The organism is Clostridium folliculivorans (assembly GCF_024341905.1).
Taxonomy (GTDB): Bacteria; Bacillota; Clostridia; order Clostridiales; family Clostridiaceae; genus Clostridium_AR; species Clostridium_AR folliculivorans.
The window spans coordinates 604,562-622,277 of record NZ_BQXY01000002.1 but is presented as its reverse complement, the minus strand read 5'-3'; the positions used below and the strand labels follow the sequence as shown (position 1 = coordinate 622,277).

General features: G+C 29.6%; 18 protein-coding genes, 2 tRNA genes and 1 riboswitch. Of the genes, 16 read left to right on the top strand and 4 right to left on the bottom strand.

What is annotated here, in order from left to right; translation table 11 throughout:
• Positions 1-37 precede the first annotated feature (37 nt).
• The 4 genes from OCU55_RS09270 to OCU55_RS09255 all read left to right on the top strand — a co-directional run bounded on the left by OCU55_RS09270 (position 38) and on the right by OCU55_RS09255 (position 2,763).
• On the top strand, positions 38-688 hold the full coding sequence (locus OCU55_RS09270; RefSeq protein ID WP_261852019.1) for a hypothetical protein: 651 nt from the start codon (positions 38-40) through the stop codon (positions 686-688).
• Positions 689-755: 67 nt separating this feature from the next.
• A complete protein-coding gene (locus OCU55_RS09265; protein ID WP_261852018.1) occupies positions 756-1,307 on the top strand; it encodes a hypothetical protein in 552 nt (183 codons plus the stop codon).
• 48 nt (positions 1,308-1,355) lie between these two features.
• On the top strand, positions 1,356-2,168 hold the full coding sequence (locus OCU55_RS09260) for a phosphatidate cytidylyltransferase (protein ID WP_261852017.1): 813 nt from the start codon (positions 1,356-1,358) through the stop codon (positions 2,166-2,168).
• Between the two features lie 73 nt (positions 2,169-2,241).
• Complete coding sequence (locus OCU55_RS09255) at positions 2,242-2,763, top strand: hypothetical protein (RefSeq protein ID WP_261852016.1); 522 nt, start codon at positions 2,242-2,244, stop codon at positions 2,761-2,763.
• A 58-nt stretch (positions 2,764-2,821) separates the two neighbouring features.
• Here OCU55_RS09255 and OCU55_RS09250 read toward each other — a convergent pair whose 3' ends face one another.
• A complete protein-coding gene (locus tag OCU55_RS09250; protein ID WP_261852015.1) occupies positions 2,822-3,442 on the bottom strand; it encodes an HAD family hydrolase in 621 nt (206 codons plus the stop codon).
• 143 nt (positions 3,443-3,585) lie between these two features.
• On the opposite strand from OCU55_RS09250, the gene OCU55_RS09245 reads away from it, so the two are divergent.
• The 3 genes from OCU55_RS09245 to OCU55_RS09235 all read left to right on the top strand — a co-directional run bounded on the left by OCU55_RS09245 (position 3,586) and on the right by OCU55_RS09235 (position 5,564).
• Entirely contained in the window at positions 3,586-4,029 is a 444-nt protein-coding gene (locus OCU55_RS09245; RefSeq protein WP_261852014.1) for a hypothetical protein, read from the top strand.
• A gap of 54 nt (positions 4,030-4,083) precedes the next feature.
• Positions 4,084-4,563, top strand: coding sequence for a hypothetical protein (locus OCU55_RS09240; protein WP_261852013.1), 480 nt, complete (start codon positions 4,084-4,086; stop codon positions 4,561-4,563).
• 374 nt (positions 4,564-4,937) lie between these two features.
• Positions 4,938-5,564, top strand: a complete 627-nt coding sequence (locus OCU55_RS09235; RefSeq protein WP_261852012.1) for an HAD family hydrolase — start codon at positions 4,938-4,940, stop codon at positions 5,562-5,564.
• 142 nt (positions 5,565-5,706) lie between these two features.
• Here OCU55_RS09235 and OCU55_RS09230 read toward each other — a convergent pair.
• Positions 5,707-5,782 (bottom strand) — tRNA-Met (locus OCU55_RS09230).
• A 767-nt stretch (positions 5,783-6,549) separates the two neighbouring features.
• Positions 6,550-6,625, bottom strand: a tRNA-Met gene (locus tag OCU55_RS09225).
• Positions 6,626-6,841: 216 nt separating this feature from the next.
• Positions 6,842-7,028, top strand: a riboswitch (M-box (ykoK) riboswitch).
• A 264-nt stretch (positions 7,029-7,292) separates the two neighbouring features.
• On the opposite strand from OCU55_RS09225, the gene OCU55_RS09220 reads away from it, so the two are divergent.
• The 5 genes from OCU55_RS09220 to OCU55_RS09200 all read left to right on the top strand — a co-directional run bounded on the left by OCU55_RS09220 (position 7,293) and on the right by OCU55_RS09200 (position 11,839).
• A complete protein-coding gene (locus OCU55_RS09220; protein ID WP_261852011.1) occupies positions 7,293-7,433 on the top strand; it encodes a hypothetical protein in 141 nt (46 codons plus the stop codon).
• A gap of 134 nt (positions 7,434-7,567) precedes the next feature.
• Positions 7,568-8,824, top strand: coding sequence for a magnesium transporter (locus tag OCU55_RS09215; protein WP_261852010.1), 1,257 nt, complete (start codon positions 7,568-7,570; stop codon positions 8,822-8,824).
• Positions 8,821-10,074, top strand: a complete 1,254-nt coding sequence (locus tag OCU55_RS09210) for an Nramp family divalent metal transporter (RefSeq protein WP_261852009.1) — start codon at positions 8,821-8,823, stop codon at positions 10,072-10,074. Before OCU55_RS09215 ends, OCU55_RS09210 begins: the two co-directional genes overlap by 4 nt.
• Positions 10,075-10,378: 304 nt before the next feature.
• Complete coding sequence (locus tag OCU55_RS09205) at positions 10,379-11,005, top strand: DUF2812 domain-containing protein (protein WP_261852008.1); 627 nt, start codon at positions 10,379-10,381, stop codon at positions 11,003-11,005.
• Positions 11,006-11,203: 198 nt separating this feature from the next.
• Positions 11,204-11,839, top strand: a complete 636-nt coding sequence (locus OCU55_RS09200; RefSeq protein ID WP_261852007.1) for a DUF2812 domain-containing protein — start codon at positions 11,204-11,206, stop codon at positions 11,837-11,839.
• 196 nt (positions 11,840-12,035) lie between these two features.
• On the opposite strand, the gene OCU55_RS09195 is transcribed toward OCU55_RS09200, so the two are convergent.
• Positions 12,036-12,374, bottom strand: a complete 339-nt coding sequence (locus OCU55_RS09195) for a hypothetical protein (RefSeq protein WP_261852006.1) — start codon at positions 12,372-12,374, stop codon at positions 12,036-12,038.
• Between the two features lie 186 nt (positions 12,375-12,560).
• Between OCU55_RS09195 and OCU55_RS09190 the strand changes: the two genes are divergently transcribed.
• The 4 genes from OCU55_RS09190 (at position 12,561) to OCU55_RS09175 (ending at position 17,713) form a co-directional block, all read left to right on the top strand.
• Positions 12,561-12,932, top strand: a complete 372-nt coding sequence (locus OCU55_RS09190; RefSeq protein WP_261852005.1) for a zinc ribbon domain-containing protein — start codon at positions 12,561-12,563, stop codon at positions 12,930-12,932.
• Between the two features lie 654 nt (positions 12,933-13,586).
• Positions 13,587-15,902: an ABC transporter permease gene (locus OCU55_RS09185; RefSeq protein ID WP_261852004.1), complete on the top strand. Its 2,316-nt coding sequence runs from the start codon at positions 13,587-13,589 to the stop codon at positions 15,900-15,902.
• A 118-nt stretch (positions 15,903-16,020) separates the two neighbouring features.
• Positions 16,021-16,779, top strand: a complete 759-nt coding sequence (locus OCU55_RS09180; RefSeq protein ID WP_261852003.1) for an ABC transporter ATP-binding protein — start codon at positions 16,021-16,023, stop codon at positions 16,777-16,779.
• Positions 16,780-17,026: 247 nt separating this feature from the next.
• Positions 17,027-17,713 carry a response regulator transcription factor gene (locus tag OCU55_RS09175; RefSeq protein WP_261852002.1) on the top strand — a complete coding sequence of 229 codons (687 nt, stop codon included), beginning with the start codon at positions 17,027-17,029 and terminating at the stop codon, positions 17,711-17,713.
• The last annotated feature ends 3 nt before the right edge of the window (positions 17,714-17,716 follow it).

The window sequence follows — 17,716 nt, the reverse complement described above, 5'->3', positions numbered from 1 at the left end:
ACAGTAAGGTAAAAAGATTTACGTTAGGGGAATAATTATGAAAATTTTAATTGGACAACCAATACATGAAAAACAAATTGAACAGATTAAGAACCATATAGAAGCTAATAATATGATAGATTTAGTTCTATATCCTGAAGGATATTTATCAAATGAAAAGTCCGTAGAAGAAGCATGTAAACTAGCTAAAGACTATAAAGTAGCAATAGTATCATCTTACAGAAAAGATAATAAGGATAGAGCTATTATAATAAGTGGTGAAGGTAATAAAATCTTAGAAAGACCTAAAACTATTCCTGATGAAAATATAGAATTATATGATCCTTTAACTGTTACTTATAATAATAATACAATTGGGTACATATTATGTATGGAGATTCTAAAGGCTAAAAGGGATTTAAAAAGAGTAGAAGAAAAAATTGATTTTGTAGTACATCCAATTGGGGTAGGAATGTTTAGTGAAGAACAGTTTGGGCAGTGGGTTGAGGAAGCAAAGGCTATTGCAAAAAAGTATAAAACCTTTGTTATTGGAACAAGCCACGCAGATGGTTCTTATAGAAGTTGTGGTGTATCAATACCTATTTCATATTGTATAGATAATAATGGCGACCCGATATTCATTTCAAAGTCAGATACTAGAACTAGGATTGTGGATTTAAGTTCAAAAAAAGTTGAGATAATTGAGTAGCTTTTGCAGATATTAATCTAAATATCATGTCTTAGGGAATATTTTATATAGAAAAGAGGCAAGTACTATGACATTATTGCCAAAGTTTATTTATCATTACTATGAAGCTGAAGTTGGTCCTTTTAAAACTTTATCAGATTTATCAGAGGAACATTCGGAAAATGAATTAGAAAAGATACGTAGAAATGGAGAAACCTTTGCTAGTAAGAGATCGGAAGATTACATGACTATTAGAAGGGAATTAGAGCAGAGGGTTAGAACATTGTTTATTGAAAAAGGTGGTAAGCCATTAAGAGAAACACCTATTTCTATGACTTTAGGACCATGTCAATGGATTAAGGAATGGTATAAAGATGGACAAGAACTCAAGATTCCAATAGAATTTTTTGATCATAAGACAATAAGTTTTACTTACGGAGATATTTTTCCTGCTATGAGATATAACGACAAAAAGCCTTATCGGAAAAAAGTTTATACATTAGAAGAGATAAAAGAAGTTGTATCAATAAATGGGATTCCTCAAGAATGGAATAAAGATGGTAAAAATGGGCCAGATAGATATATAGAAGTTCAAGTTTGGTGTGATGTAGATATCAATAACATTTCTGTATTTAAGTGATGTCTAACTATAATAGAAATTAGATAGAAAATTATTAGAAGGAGTATTATGAAGCAAAGAATAATAAGTTCAGTTATCGGCTTGCCAATTTTAATCGGAATACTGCTTAGCAAAAATTTAATACTTTTAAATGTTACGCTTCTCTTGATTATAACAATTGGGCTTAATGAATTTTACAAATCCTTTAAGGATTTTAATAGTAATTATACTATGATAGGAATAGGCTTCTCTGCGTTGTATTACATATTTGTATTGCCTAATTTTAGTTCTAATATAGGATTGTTCATAAATTTATTCTCTATTTTTTTAGTGTTTTACTCAGTACTTTTTTATAGTAAGCAAAATGCAAAAAACATAGCTATAACATTTATAGGTTTTTTCTATGTTACTTACATGTTTTCATTTATACGTCAAATAATTAGCATGAATGGTTATGGAAATATTTTTGTTTGGTTTGTATTTATTATAGCTTGGAGTGCTGATACATTTGCATATGTAGTAGGTAAGACTTTTGGTAAGAAGAAATTAACACCAGAGCTAAGTCCTAATAAATCTATTGAGGGATTTATGGGGGGAGTAATAGGTGCAACATTGATGTCCTGTTTATATGGAATAATAATTTTTAAATTTACTGGATTCCATACAAATAAATTCTTGTATTTTTGCTTAGTAATGGGAGTTATAGGATCAGTGATATCACAATGTGGAGATTTAATAGCTTCCTTAATAAAAAGATTCAATGGAATTAAGGACTTTGGAAATATAATTCCTGGGCACGGTGGAATCTTAGATAGATTTGATAGTATCATATTAACGGCGCCATTTGTTTATTATTTCATAAAAATTATGCTAAAAATATAGAGCTAAGTTCTGTTTGATTATGTAGTCTTACAGCACATAGTAGGTTATTAATACATTTTTAGGAGCGAGAGTTATGAAGTTTAAGAATAAAGTTAAAAAAATAGTATGGATTTTTGTAATTCTGGCGTTTTGTATAGGCCTAATAATGCCATTAATAATGGAATCCTCTAAAAACTTCAAAATAGTATTTGTAGGACATATCATAGGTCTTAGCTTTTTTTCGATAGTGGTATTTGGGTTAGGTATTTCTAATCTTAGAATTATTAAATATAAACAAGAAAAGCCTTCAGTGAAAATAAGCGCAAAAGTTCTCGGTACATTTTTGATAATATTATCGATTGCTTTTGCATCTATGGCAGTTCCTTATTACAAGGATTTGTCAAATATGATGAACTCACAATATGAAGCCTATGATGGACAATTAAAAGATTTTAAGGTTACAAAAGGTAGAACAACTATTACTAGATTTACAGTAGGAGATAAAGATTTTGAGTTTAATGGACAATATTCCAAAAATTTTCTTATAAAGGGGAAGAAATATCATGTAGAGGTTCTACCTAACACCAACTATGTGGTAAGCGTTTATAGATATTAGCTGCTAAGATTACATAGAAAAAGTTTAATTTCTATATAAAAAAATACTCAATATTACATTACCTAACTATTTCTAATAAATCTTTTGGATTCTTTAAGATGTAAGTTGAATTGATACCATATTGAGATTTACATCCCCAAGATGCTAACGCAAAATCAATATGAGAGTCATATGCACATCTGAAGTCATATATAGTATCTCCAATATATATAGTATTTGATGTATCTGAACCTGAAAGTTCAATAAATTTTAGTATGGGTTCAGGATCAGGTTTATGCCTTTCAGTGTCATCAGCACAGACAACTATATTAAAGAAATTAGATAGTCCAAAAGGTATAAAATCAGCTTCATATTCTAGTTTGGTTTTGGAAGTAACTATACCAATAGAAATCTTCATTTTATGAAGTTTTGCTAAAGTTTCTTCCATATCATCAAAAACTTTCACATGATGAAAATAATCCCTTAAGTATTTATTCCATTTCATGCAGCCTTCTTTAGGGTCTTTTATTCCAAGCTGTGTAAGTGCAGCTTCGCCTGTTATTCCAAAAGAGAAGATTAAATCTTCAAAGCTTAGTTTTTTGCCGGTTTCTTCATAGACTAATTTCTGAAGAGAAGAAAGTACTGCAAATTCTGTATCTAAAATAGTGCCATCAATATCAAAAATAACAGTGTTATACATAGGGGGAACCTCCAATAGTTATTTGATTATCATAACATAAAAAATATTATGATTTGTTGTATGTAATCTATGTAAAAATAACATCAAGCAAAAACTTTGAATTTACGAGTTGTTTAAAAATATTTAATTGAAAGTGGATAAGTATGAAAATAAAAAGTTTTATTATTGGACTTATTATTGTTTTTACAATCCCTATTTTAGACTATTATTATATGCATTATATAGCTAAGAATGTATCAATACAATTAGCGGAAGTAGATACATCTAAAACTGCATTTGAAAATGAGGACTTAGAAGGTCTAGTAAAAGATGAAAAATTGAAGCCAGGTGTAAATTTACTAAGATCCAGTAACACAAGAATTTGGTATCTTTGCTTTAATGGAATTGGAAATGAATACAAAGATTTAAAATTTAAAGTTAAAGGATATACCGTAGTAGCTAGTTTTACTAAATCTCCTAGAGAAAATACTTATAAATGTAGAAAAATATATAGACTTGGTTATGCTGGACAAATGGAAGATTTTAAACTGATTGAAAACGGCAATGAGATAAATTTTGTAGAAAAGTTTTTAAGCACTAAGTTTTAATATATATGTCTAATATTGAATATTTAGATAAGGTTAGAAAGGGGAAAGCTTTTAGTGAAAAAATTATTAAAGTCTTCTAAAGTTATTATAAAAAAGGCAATGCCTTTTGTCTTAATTATTGCTATTTTATATATTATAGCTATAAATGATCTAAGGAAACAGGATCAAAATGAGATAGATGATTCATTTACAAATCAGTTAGTTCTAGCTAACGGTATTCTAAATAGTGATTATAATAAGAGTAATGATGAAGGAAAAGCTTATTTAAGAACAACAGCTGCTGGAGGTTTATATTCAAGTTTAAATTTGATGAGATTTAGTTCTTATATCAATAATGAAGATAGAAACGATTTGTTTGGTGCAATAAATAATCTTTATTTATGTATGACTAATTCCAATACAAGCAAAGTTATATTTACTACATATAACGAAAAAGTGAATCAATATTTGGTAAGAATTATTAGAAACCCTAAGGATAAGGAAGCTTGCAAAGCCTTAGATGAATTGACTTATAGTGTGCTCAATTCAAAATAGTAATATAAAATAGAACTTTCTAAAATAGTAATAGCGCATTATTCTTTGTGTTGGAGAATTGGTTTTTAAATGAACATAAGTATATTACATGTTTTTTAAATTTTGAGCAGTAAATAATATGAAAAAGAATTTTATAGTTATATAGTCACGAAATTAATGCAATAAAAAAGATAGCCTTAATGTAAAACCAAATTGTAAAAGGAATAAATCTTTATTACAATAGAATAGTAGATATTTTTAGTCTTAGCATAAAGCAGAACAAATGAAAATTAGTTGATAAGTTAGTTGGAAATTTAATTGAACAGCTAATTTAATAGAATCTATTTAAATAATTGGAAAGCTAAAGAAATATAATATTTTAATATGGAGGAAACATGAAAATAGATAGCATTATTTTTGATTTAGATGGAACACTATGGGATTCAACACAAGGGGTTACAGATTCCTTTAATGAAATCATAAGTAATACAAAGATTACTAGTACAATAACAGTAGAAGATATAAAAGGAATAATGGGATTATCAGTACTTGAAATACCATTAAGATTATTTCCTCATCTAGAAGATGAACAGAGAACAACCTTAATAACTGCATGTTGGGCAAATGAGTGTAAGTACTTAGAAGAACATGGTGGTAGTTTGTTTGATAAATTGGAATATACTATTGAAAAATTAGCAAAAAAGTACAAATTGTTTATAGTTAGTAACTGCCAAGTTGGTTATATAGAAGCTTTTCTTAAGGCTCATAATCTAAGTGAGTACTTTATTGACTATGAAAATGCAGAAAGAACAGGACTTACTAAAGGGGAAAATATAAAGCTTGTAGTAGAAAGAAATAACTTAAAGAATCCAGTTTATGTTGGAGATACACAGTGGGATATGGAAGCAACAAGATTTGCTGGCATTCCTTTCGTATTTGCAAGTTATGGCTTTGGACAAGTGGATGATTTTGATTACAAAATTGATAGTATAGATCAGTTATTAGATTTAGATAATAACTAGAAAGCAGATTATATAAGGCTTTTAAGAAATAACATGTGGAATTTTGGTGTTAGTATATTAGTGTAGACCTGGAAAACCGAGCGCTCTAAAATATATCAAGATGAATAAAAATAAGCAGCTATACTTAAGTATAACTGCTTTTTGGTTGCGGGGGCAGGACTTGAACCTACGACCTTCGGGTTATGAGCCCGACGAGCTGCCAACTGCTCCACCCCGCGATATTGTGTTTGTAACTTGCCTACTTGATAACTATACACTAATTAATATATAAAGTAAAGGAAATAATAAATTTAATTTTAGAAAGCAGAAAATAGGTTATTAATAATGGCGCTATTAAAGCACCGTGTTGAAATTGAATGGTTAATCATCCGACGCTCTTTAGATGAACAACTCTATGATTGAATTTATATTTTTAGGAGTAGAGTTGTTCATCCTTAATGAGCTTACGCAAAGAATTAATATGATTTTGTCATATTCTATGGCTAAAACTGTAAACTCACTACGTTCGAACAGTACAGTTTTACTTTTTAATAATCTATACTTTTTATAAATCTTTCATATCTTAAATTTAAGAAAATAAAAAGGTTATTTGATTAAAAAGTAAAAAGTAAAAATATATCGCCTGCCAGAATTTCTTCACATACGTTCAGAAAAGGCAGATGCGTAAAAAAATCACTAATAAAGAACGATTAGCGATTTTTTAGAGCCATTACATCTGAAAAAATCATTTAATTCTAGTTGCTCGCTCATATAGCATCTCCTGTATAACCAATCAATTTCAACAATATTCTTAAACATAGCCTTAATAATAGCTCAAGTTAGGGGAGTATAGCTTTTATAATTGAGAGTAGGAGAATAGATCAACAATATAGTTGATATTAAAATAGTACTTTGTCTATATGATAATCTTTATAAATTAAAAACAAAAGATAAATAAAATTTAAATAAAAAAATAAGCAGCTATACTCTAAGTATAACTGCTTTTTGGTTGCGGGGGCAGGACTTGAACCTACGACCTTCGGGTTATGAGCCCGACGAGCTGCCAACTGCTCCACCCCGCGATATTATGTTTGTAACTTGCCTACTCACTTAATATACAGTAAAGGAATTATAAAGTCAAGAAGTTTTGAAAGAAAATTTAAAAAAACTATATTGGACTTGAAAAAAACTTACAAAAAAAAGCAAAAACTGCCGTTAAAAAAATTTAATGGTATATTTATGTGAAATTATGTTTACAAATCATGCTAAAGAGAATATGATATAGAAGGTAATAAAATTGAATATCTCGTTAGGTGAGGTTCCTACAAGGATACACGCTACTGCCCAGAAATGTCGAGAGACGCCAATGGGTCAGCAGGTACTGCCGAATTAAGGTTTTACTTAATGTAGCTGACAACATTCATAAATATGAATGCTAATGCTCAAAGCCTTGTAGTGCTAAAGCTCAACGGATGGAGAAAATAAGTGTTTTTTTGTCGAGCATATAACTCTTCATTCGTCGGGATGAAGAGTTTTTTTAGTCTTTAGAAAGTTATAATAAAGCAAAGTCAATAGATAACTAAATATTGATATAAGAAAAAAGTAATCTTTGCAAAGCTAAAGAATAAAAAAGAATGTATGGACTGTAAGATTCATCACATACTTTCATAAAAGTGGATGTGAAAAAAAACTAAATGAGATTAGAATTAGTGAAAGTAACATGAATATAAAAATAGGAGGTGGTTACTAATGGAAGACGACCCTGAGGATAAGACGAATACAATTAAATATAGAATTTGGATCGTTATTTACACGGGTAACTGCCGTTTGAGTGACGATGACTTTGGAGGTTATTGTTATGAAACTAAAAATAGGTATTCACGGTTTTAATGCAGATTATTTGACGAGCCCCTCTAATAACTAAAAATTTCATTTTTGCATGTATTGCAATTTGAAACATTGTAAGAATAAGTTATGAGCATCATGAAATATTTATGATGCCGTAAAAAGAAGGGGTGAAACAAATGGATAAAGCAACTAGTTTTTTCTTTAGCAAGATCTTAAAGAAAGAAATTCACAATAAATCAGGACAATTAATCGGTAAACTTAGCGATTTCATACTTGATTTTAATCAGGAAAAACCTACAGCAACTTATGTTCAAATTAAAAATGGAGCAAAGTCTTTCTATGTTTCATTAGAAAAGCTTGATATTTTTAAAGATAGCAAAGAAAGATATTATATAGAAATAAATACCAAGAGTTTATTAATAAGTTTGCCAGATAGCAAGGGTATATATTTAGCAAAAGATTTTTTAGATAAGCAGATAGTAGATACCAACGGAAAAAGAGTAGAGCGAGTAAATGATGTAAGATTAGGAAATATAAATGGTAGATGGCAGCTTATTGCAGTAGATATAGGAACTAGAGGTCTCTTAAGGCGTCTGGGAATAGAATACCCATTTATATTATTGACAGGAGCGCTTAACTTTCAGCTAAGAAACAAACTTATTATTTGGGATAATGTACAGCCACTATCAACTGGTAGTAATAATTTGCAGCTTTACTCACCAGCAAACAAAATCGAAACTCTCCATGCGGCTGAAATAGCAGATATAATTGAGGAATTAGATAATAAAAGTCGTCATATTCTTTTTAATAGTCTTAACAACCAAAAAGCTGCTGAAGTTCTTGAGGAGATAGAGACAGAAGTTCAGGTTAATCTGCTTAACTCTATGTCTGATAAAAAGGCTTCAGATATTTTTGAGATAATGCCATCAGACGAAGTAGCAGATATTCTTGAAGAAATAGAAGATGATAGAGTTGAAAAACTTCTTACTCAAATGGATGAGGAAAGCCAAGAAGAAATAAGAGAACTTATGGAATATGAAAGAGATACAGTTGGTAGTATTATGTCTAAAGACTTTATTGCTTTCCTTCCAGATATAACTGTGGCAGAAGTAGCAGAGTGGATAAAAATCAATGTTCCTGATGAAGAGGAAACTTATTATATTTATGTTATTAACAATAAGAGTAATCTTCTCGGTGTTGTTCCGGTATTAAGACTAATAACATCAGATAAAGATACTAAGCTTTATAACATTATGGCAACACAGCCAAAGATATTGAGGGATGAAGATACTATAGAAGAAGCAATTGAAACAATGGAAAAATACAGCGTAAATTCTTTGCCAGTTATAGATGAAATTAATGAATTAGTGGGAACAATATCATTAAATGACAGTGTTAAAGAGTATGCTCCAATGAGGAGGGTGGCATTATGAATGAAGTAAAGAATAGCAGATTCAAAAAGATACTCTTTATCATGACTATTATTGGTCCAGGACTCATAACAGTAAATGCAGGAAATGATGCTGGTGGCATAGCAACTTATGCTTCTGTTGGAGCAACTTATGGATATAAAATGCTTTGGGGACTTCTTCTTATTACTTTCAGTTTGGCTGTAATTCAGGAAATGAATGCACGTATGGCTATAGTAACAGGAAAAGGTCTAGCAGATCTAATAAGAGAAAAATTTGGTGTAAAGCTTGCGCTTTTTGCAATGCTCACTTTATTTATAGCTAACTTTGGTGTGTGTATAGGTGATTTCGCAGGAATTGCAGCAAGCATGGAACTGTTTGGTGTAACTAAATATATTTCAGTGCCTGTAATGGCTTTTGCAGTTTGGTTCTTAATTACTAGAGGATCATATTCAAAAACTGAGAAGTTATTTTTAGCTTTCACTTTTGTTTTTTTCTCGTATATAATAACTTGTTTTATAGTAAAACCAAACTGGCATGAAGTTTTAACAGCAACAGTTACACCTACACTTCAATTTAATAAAGCATTTATATTAACCTTTATAGGTATGATAGGAACTACAATTACTCCGTATATGCAATTTTATCTTCAGTCTTCTGTAGTAGACAAAGGGATAAAACTAAAAGATTATAAGTACGAAAAATTAGATGTTTATTTAGGGGCTATATGGGGAGACTTAGTGTCTTTCTTCATCATAGTGTGTACGGCTGTTACTTTATATAAAGCTGGAATACAAATAGACAGTGCAGAGCAAGCTGCTTCTGCGCTTAGACCTTTAGCAGGAAATTATGCTTCAATCCTATTTGGAGCTGGACTTTTTGGGGCATCAGTGCTTGCAACAATGATAATTCCACTATCAACATCATATGCTATATGTGAATCCTTTGGCTTTGAAAGTGGATTAAATCATAAATACAAAGAAGCACCTACTTTTTATGGTATATTTACTTTTATGATAATATTCAGCTCAGTACTAGTACTTATACCACATATATCTTTGGTGGGAGTTATGCTTGCAACTCAAGAAATAGCTGGTATGTTAAGCCCAGTTATATTGATATTTATGGTAGTACTTGTAAACAAGAAGGAGCTTATGGGTGAGTACGTAAATAACAAGGTGCAAAATGTGGTGATTTGGATTACTGTAATATTTATAGTAATTCTTTCAATAATACTTTTTGTTTCACCTTTAATAGATCTTATTTTTAAATAACAAGAAGAAGATAAATAAATCCTTTAAAGAAATTAAGTTATGTATGTTCAGAAATCTTGAATTTTGAAGATTTTCTACAGATGCATAACTTTTTTTACTGTATAGAAAATTTTAAAATAGATAAAGCCGTGGATAGTTATATCTTATTGCATAGAAAGGTAATTATGACAAAACACAATGCTAATTAATGAAAATAGGAAATCTATAGTTTTATAGATTTAGAATAGATTTTAATGTATAGTTAAGTTATGGTTTGTAATAATATTTTTAAGAGCTTGTTAAGAAAAATAAAAGGGATGATATTATGAGTGGAAATCTGAAAAAACAAGCAGCTATTAGAAAGTCCAACATACTTAATGGCAGTAAAGAAACTGATGATCTAATTAAGATAAGAAAAAGCTTACTGTTTATTTTCAATCCTAATAAGGTAGGGCAGTGGCTTGAAGAAATGGAAGCTAAGGGGTATAGATTGGATAAGATAAATAAGAGAGGGAATCTCTTTTATTTTACCAGAAATGAAAAAAGAAAAACTAAATACTTTATAGATTTTCCAAATATAATTGATAAAGTATATTTTAGAACATATATAAAGCTTGGTTGGAAGCCGATGTATAACACAAGAATGATAGGTGGAAAGATGGTTATATGGATGAGAACAGTTGACCAAGGTGATGTATGCAGTAAATCAGAATTTTTAAATTGCAATATGAAATTGCCTAAGAATGTTTTTAGAGTAGTAACTGCTAATCTGGTGAATTTAATAATATTAGTTTACTTTTTTATAAATTTAGTAGCAACTGTTCATAAAAATATATACAGAGTTGATATGTTTTACATTGGACTCAATACATTTTTTGCATTGCTTGCATTTACTTTCTTTTATCTTTTACACGGATCAGTTGCGTATTTTATAAAGTTAAAGAATTTATAGGAAGGTAAATATTAAAAAGAGTGTGAATCCCCTTATCAGAACACGTGGGAGTTTTAAAAATGGATTTTAGAACGAGATAATGTATCTTTATTAGCATACAATGGATTTTTATGTACTAATTTATGGTTTTGATGTAAAATAAAGTAATGATATCTGCTTTAGTGCCAGGTAAATTTACATATTATAAGGAATGAAATTATGGAAAAAGATGAAAATATAAAGTGTTTAACTGATTATATTAAAGTAGATGAAAGTCTAGAAAATAATGATGAATTGGTAAGAATAATAAAAGGTTACTGGTTGCTTTTATTTCCTTCTAAACTTGAAAGATGGTTAGAAGATATGGAAATGGAAGGATATAAACTACACAGAATTGCCTTGAGAGGACTTATACTTTATTTTAAAAAAAATGAGAGCAGTAAAACGCAGTACTTTACTGATTTTCTTCCATATGTCAATAAACAATATTTCGAATCTTTTATTAAAATTGGGTGGAAACCAATCCATTATATGTGGATTGATGGGATTAGGATGATAATTTGGAGGAAAGCAAGCAATGATATCGATAACACTTCTAAGTTTGTTTTTTTAAAGCAAAAGAAAGTTCGTGACAAAACATTAATGAAAAGGATACTATATAACGTAATTCTAGCAAGTGCTTTTTGTTCTACTTCATTGAATATGGTATTCACTCTTCAAAGAGAAAATCGTAATGTAGATTTAGGGTTTATAATTATGAACACAATACTTGTTGCAGCTATAATCATCTCAGTTTGTAAGTTAATTGGTGTGATTTTGTATTTGTTAAAAATAAGAAGAATAGATCAAGTTTAAGTAAAGTATATCAGCATATCGAAGAAGCTTCTCTCCATCTGAAGTAAGTAGAGTGACTTTGTTGTAATATAATTGTTATTTCATGGAAGGCGATTATTTCTATTTGTAGATAATATATTCATTTTTAAAGGAAGTCATTTTGACTTCCTTTAAATTGCGTTTAATTAGAAGATCAAGCGTTAGACTGTCATAAGAATTATAGAGGTTTCTTAACCCCGTTAAATCCATAACCCATAAAAGCAGTTATAATACATCCAACACCCAAAATGAAAAGTAACAACCATATCCATCTAGGAGTTTTAGTGTTTTTTTGAAACCTATTATTCTTTAAAAAAGAATAATAATCAGTACATCCATTCCATAAACCATTAAAAATAAACCATATTCCCATAATTATCCGAGTAACTATACCAACATAATATACATCAGCAACCCTATCAATTATGGAAAGTGGTGTAATTAATATTATAGAAAATAGCACTATTATAGGAATATTAATTAGCAGATATAATTTTCTAAACTTTGATGTTTCCATATATAGGGCCTCCATTCTATTGTAAAAAATATAGATATATAATAAATTACAGGACCTCTTTATACTTATTATAATATTATTCAACTTGGTGCTTAAACAGCACCAAATTTAATTATAATATCCCTTGGTTGTGGAATATACAGGTAAATGTTATAATTATTTGGATAATATATAAGGAGTGATACTATGATAATTTGGGGATGGGGTAAGGTGACCAGAAAGTTTATTGGTGGAGTTTTTGAGCGTACCTGCAACTATTGTAACCAGACTAATGTTTGGAGATTATGTATTGCAACAACATGGTTTACCTTGTTTTTTATACCTATAATACCATATAAGAAAAAATATCAAATTGCTTGCCCGAGTTGTGGAAGTTATGTCGAGCTAACAAGAGAACAATTTGAAAAATTAAAGGTTGAAATGCAGGATGCGGCTTCTGGCAAAGCTGTAATTGAGACTATTGATGAAAGTTTAAAATATTCAGGTAAAACTGAAACTCAGATAAATTACTTAAAGCAAATGGAAGAGTACAATAAGATGAAAGCTGATAGTGAGTAATCTTTGTGGCTATTATACAGTGAATTAGCTTAATTCATGTATAATAGCCAATTTTAATTTTCTACTAGATACATAAAATTCATTTGTTAATAACCTTATGGTTTATGATAATAGAAATTAGGGTGTTTCTACAGTAAATGCTATATGAGTGAGATATTAGAATTAAATGATTTTTTGAAATGGAATGGCTCTAAAAAATCACTAATCGTTCTTTATTAGTGATTTTTTTACGTATCTGCCTTTTCTGAACGTATGTGAAGAAATTCTGGCAGGCGATATATTTTCACTTTTTACTTTTTAATCAAATAGCCTTTTTATTATCTTAAATTTAAGATATAAAATATTTATAAAAAGTATGGATTATTAAAAAGTAAAACTGTATTGTCCGAACGGAGCGAGTTATCAGTTTTAGCTATGTAATTGAAGAAAATCATATTAATTCTTTGCGAAACTCATTGAAGTGTCGGATGTAGAGACACCCTAATTTCAATATATGGTCCATAGACCTATTAATAATTATTAATATTTAATATATTTTTATTTTATATTTACCAATTATTATAAATATATAGGATGCAGATAATAGAGTACCAATAAGTATGTGGTGTGTTTATATGTCTGTTAAATAATATGTAGTAGGAGAGATTAGGAAATATGTGGATCAAGAATTTTAGACATAAAAAACTGCAGACAGCACTTATGTTTTTAATAATAATGTTATGTTCTATGCTGATAAGTGCGTCTATAAGTATTCTAATATCATTAGATAAGCCCTTTAAGGATTTCGTGAAGGAGTGTAATTCAGCTTCTGGAATCTTATATCCATATTCTCAAAAAGAGAAGGAAGTAATTGCATTAGGAGAAGCATTTGCAAAGCTACCAAATGTTAATAAGATTGAGTATAGTAAGGTGCATTATATTGAGGAAGAAATTACTTCCAATGATAAAAAGTTAGAAGGTTTTTTTAGATTAGCAGAATATAAGGACTCAATTTATGGAGATATTAGATTCCTTAAAGGGAACAAGGATACGATAAGGGAGCTGAAGGATAACGAATGTATAATTCCAGCATGTTTAAGTAATAAAAATAACGTTAATATTGGAGATAAAATTAAAATAAAATTTTCTGATGGAAATATCTTTTATACAGTAAGAGGTATATATTCAGAAATTTATGATATGACTACTTCATACGATAGTGAAATATTGGTAAAGCAGTTGCCAACAGGGGTGTACGGAAATCTAAACATTAGGCTTTACGGAAAGCCGGGTGTAACAGGAGAGGATATTGAACAGGCTTACAGAGAAAAAAACGATGGACAAATGAATGGACACATAATAACTCTAGAAGACACCATTAATGTAAATAAAATTTCCGGTAATATAATCGGAGCAATTTTTCTTGCCATAGGGATTATCATGTTAGTTGTTAGCTGTATAATAATTAATTTTATGATACAAAATCTGATGATTACGGATGCTAAAGTTATTGCCATATATAAGACAATGGGATATAACTCAAGTGACATTTTGAGTATGTACCTAAAGTTCTATTTCTTAATAACTTCTGTAGCCTGTATATTAGGTGGCGTAGCTTCTGCAAGTATATCAAATATTATATTAATTTCAGTATTTAAGAATATGGGAAAAGTGATAAGCCATAATTTGTTTATTCCTGGAGTTATTTGTTATTTAGTGATTGTAACTTTAGTAATCGGTATGATATATAAAATCATAAGTAAGACAAAGAATGTCAAGCCGGTTTATGCCTTAAATGGGATGACAAATTCCAGTACGAAAAAGAAAAAAAATTATAAGGGTAATTTAAAATTTCAGTTTTCAGCTATGGGAATTGCATTAAGGGGGGTAATGAGAAATAGAAAAAACTCCATTGTGATACTCATAACTTCTATTGTGACAGTATTTGGTATAAATTTTGGGGTAATATCTCTGGATGTGGCAAATACTTTGAAAGATAACAACGACTATTGGCTTGGTGTAGACAAATGCGATGTTATGATTAACGTAACAGATAGTAATAAAAATGGAAAAGTAGAAGATATTATAAAAAATGATTCAAGAGTATCGTATTTTTTAAATAGCAATATAGCAACTCAAGTTACTATGAAATGGAAGAAAGGAATGAAATTAACAACCATGAAAGGCTTTGTTTTCGATGATTATTCTAAAGCGAACCTTCCAATTACTGAAGGGAGGAACCCTGAAAACGGAAATGAAGTTGCTATTAGTAGCAAAATATCTAAGAATCTTAATAAAACCATTGGTGACTATATTGAAATATATCTAGGTGGAGAAAAAAGAGTAAATTTACTTATAACAGGTATATTTCAAACTTATCTTGAACTGGGGGATTGTTGCAGGTTAACTACCTCTGTATATACAGACAATAATTATGATTTCAATTATAACTATTTTTCAATATATTTAAAGGATAAAAAGCAAATGAACTCTTTTATAAAGGATATGAAGAAGAAGATAGGAGGAAATGGCAATATAACTGCCAGAACAGAAGCCTTCAGTAGTATTATGGACATGATAGTAACTCCTCAAAAAGGAGCTATTCCTCCAGTAGTTGCGCTAATGCTTTTAGTAGGTGGTATTAATATTTTCTGCATAGTAATCTTAAGGAACACAAGTAATGAAAAAACAAATGGTATTTATAAATGCCTCGGATATTCAACTTGGCATCTGATATGCTCAAATCTATATTATGTTGGGATACTTGCGGTAATCTCTATAATAATTGCAGTGCCTATGATTATCTTACTTTATCCAAGTATTATGAAAGTATGTTTGTCTATGTTTGGATTTATAAAATATCCTGTAACCTATAATTATTTCCATATAGCCTTGGTAAATATAGTAGTACTTATTGCTTTTATTATAAGTACACTTATATCTTCACGGTCACTTAAAAAAGTTGATGTTAGAGATTTGGTACAGGAATAAGGGTTAGGATTAATTATAAATATGATCAATGACTGAGTTGAAATTAAGTGGTTGTGACGGAGATGCTAACCAATTAATTTCAACATAGTACTTTAACTATTGAAGGAGTTGTTAGTTTATGAAAGATGTTATTATAAAAACAGAGTTATTATGTAAGAGTTTTATAAGCGATGGCGAAGTAAACAATGTTATTAAAAACTTAGATTTAGAGATTTTTGAAGGTGATTTTACTGTTATTATGGGGAGCTCTGGTTCAGGAAAATCTACTCTTCTTTATAATTTGAGTGGAATGGATGAGGTGACTACAGGGAAGGTTTATTTTGAAAAAATAGACATTACAAGAATGAAAGAAAAAGAAATCTCAAAGCTTCGTAAAGAGAGATTAGGTTTTGTATTTCAAGGAATAAACTTAATTCCTAACCTTACTGTATATGAAAATATTTTAAGTCCAACCTATAAGACAAAAGCTGAACGTAGAGAAATAGAGGAGAAGATAGGTACTTTATTAGAAAAAATGGAACTTACTTCTCATAGAAAGAAGTTTCCAAATCAGATGTCTGGTGGTCAAAAACAAAGAGCAGCTATATGTAGAGCTTTGATAAATAATCCTAAAATATTATTTGCTGATGAACCGACAGGAGCTCTTAATTCTTCTCAGGGGGAAAATGTTTTAGATATATTTACAACTATTAATAATGAAGGACAGTCTGTGGTAATGGTAACTCACGATCTAAAAGCTGCTTTAAGAGGAAACCGTATTATTTATCTTAAAGATGGCCGTATAGATGGCGAATTAAACTTAGAGCAGTATGATAGAATATCAGCTTCAGAAAGAGAAGAGATATTGTATAAGTTCCTTAAAGAGAAGGGATGGTAGAACTTGTAAGAATAGTTAATCTAAGATATAATTTTCGTAGATATAAATATAAAATGAAAAGTTTATATAATTATATATATACGATCACAAAATTATATATTTATATAATCATATAAATATATAGTGATAATGCTGGTTTTAGAAGAAATATATATTCAAAAAAGCAGTATAGTTATATCTATAGTTTATTAATATTAATAAATTAAATTGCAAGCACATAAATAATAGTTTGAAAATGGGGTGCAAAATGGGGCATAAGATACTGATAGTAGAGGATGAAAAAGAATTAGCAGATATTCTAGGGGCATATTTAGAAGTGGAAGGCTTTGAACCTGTGGTGACACATGATGGGCAAGAAGGATTAAAAAAATTTCATGAAAAGATGCCAAGCCTCGTACTGTTAGATATAATGCTGCCAAAGGTAGATGGAATAAGTGTATGTAAAGAGATAAGAGAAAAATCAGAAGTACCTATTATTATGATCTCAGCTAAAAGTGGAGAAATGGACAAAGTTATAGCTCTTGGAATTGGCGCTGATGACTATGTAACCAAGCCGTTTAGTCCATTAGAATTAGTAGCAAGAGTAAAGGCACAGCTTAGAAGATATGAAAAAATAAAAGTTGTACACCCTATAGACAATAATGAAGTGAAAATAGGGGAGTTAATACTTAATAAATCCTCTTATTCAGCAATGGTTAAGGGAGAGCAGTTAAACTTAACCACTAAAGAATTCGATATGTTATACTTTTTTGCTAAAAACCCAAATCAGGTTTTTTCAAAGGAGCAAATATATGAAGGCGTATGGGGGTATAACGGTATCTGTGATGACAACAGCATAATTGTATATGTAAATAGAATCAGAGAGAAGTTAGGGAAATATGATTTAGAATATATAAAAACAGTATGGGGAGCAGGATATAAATTCATTGCATAAAAG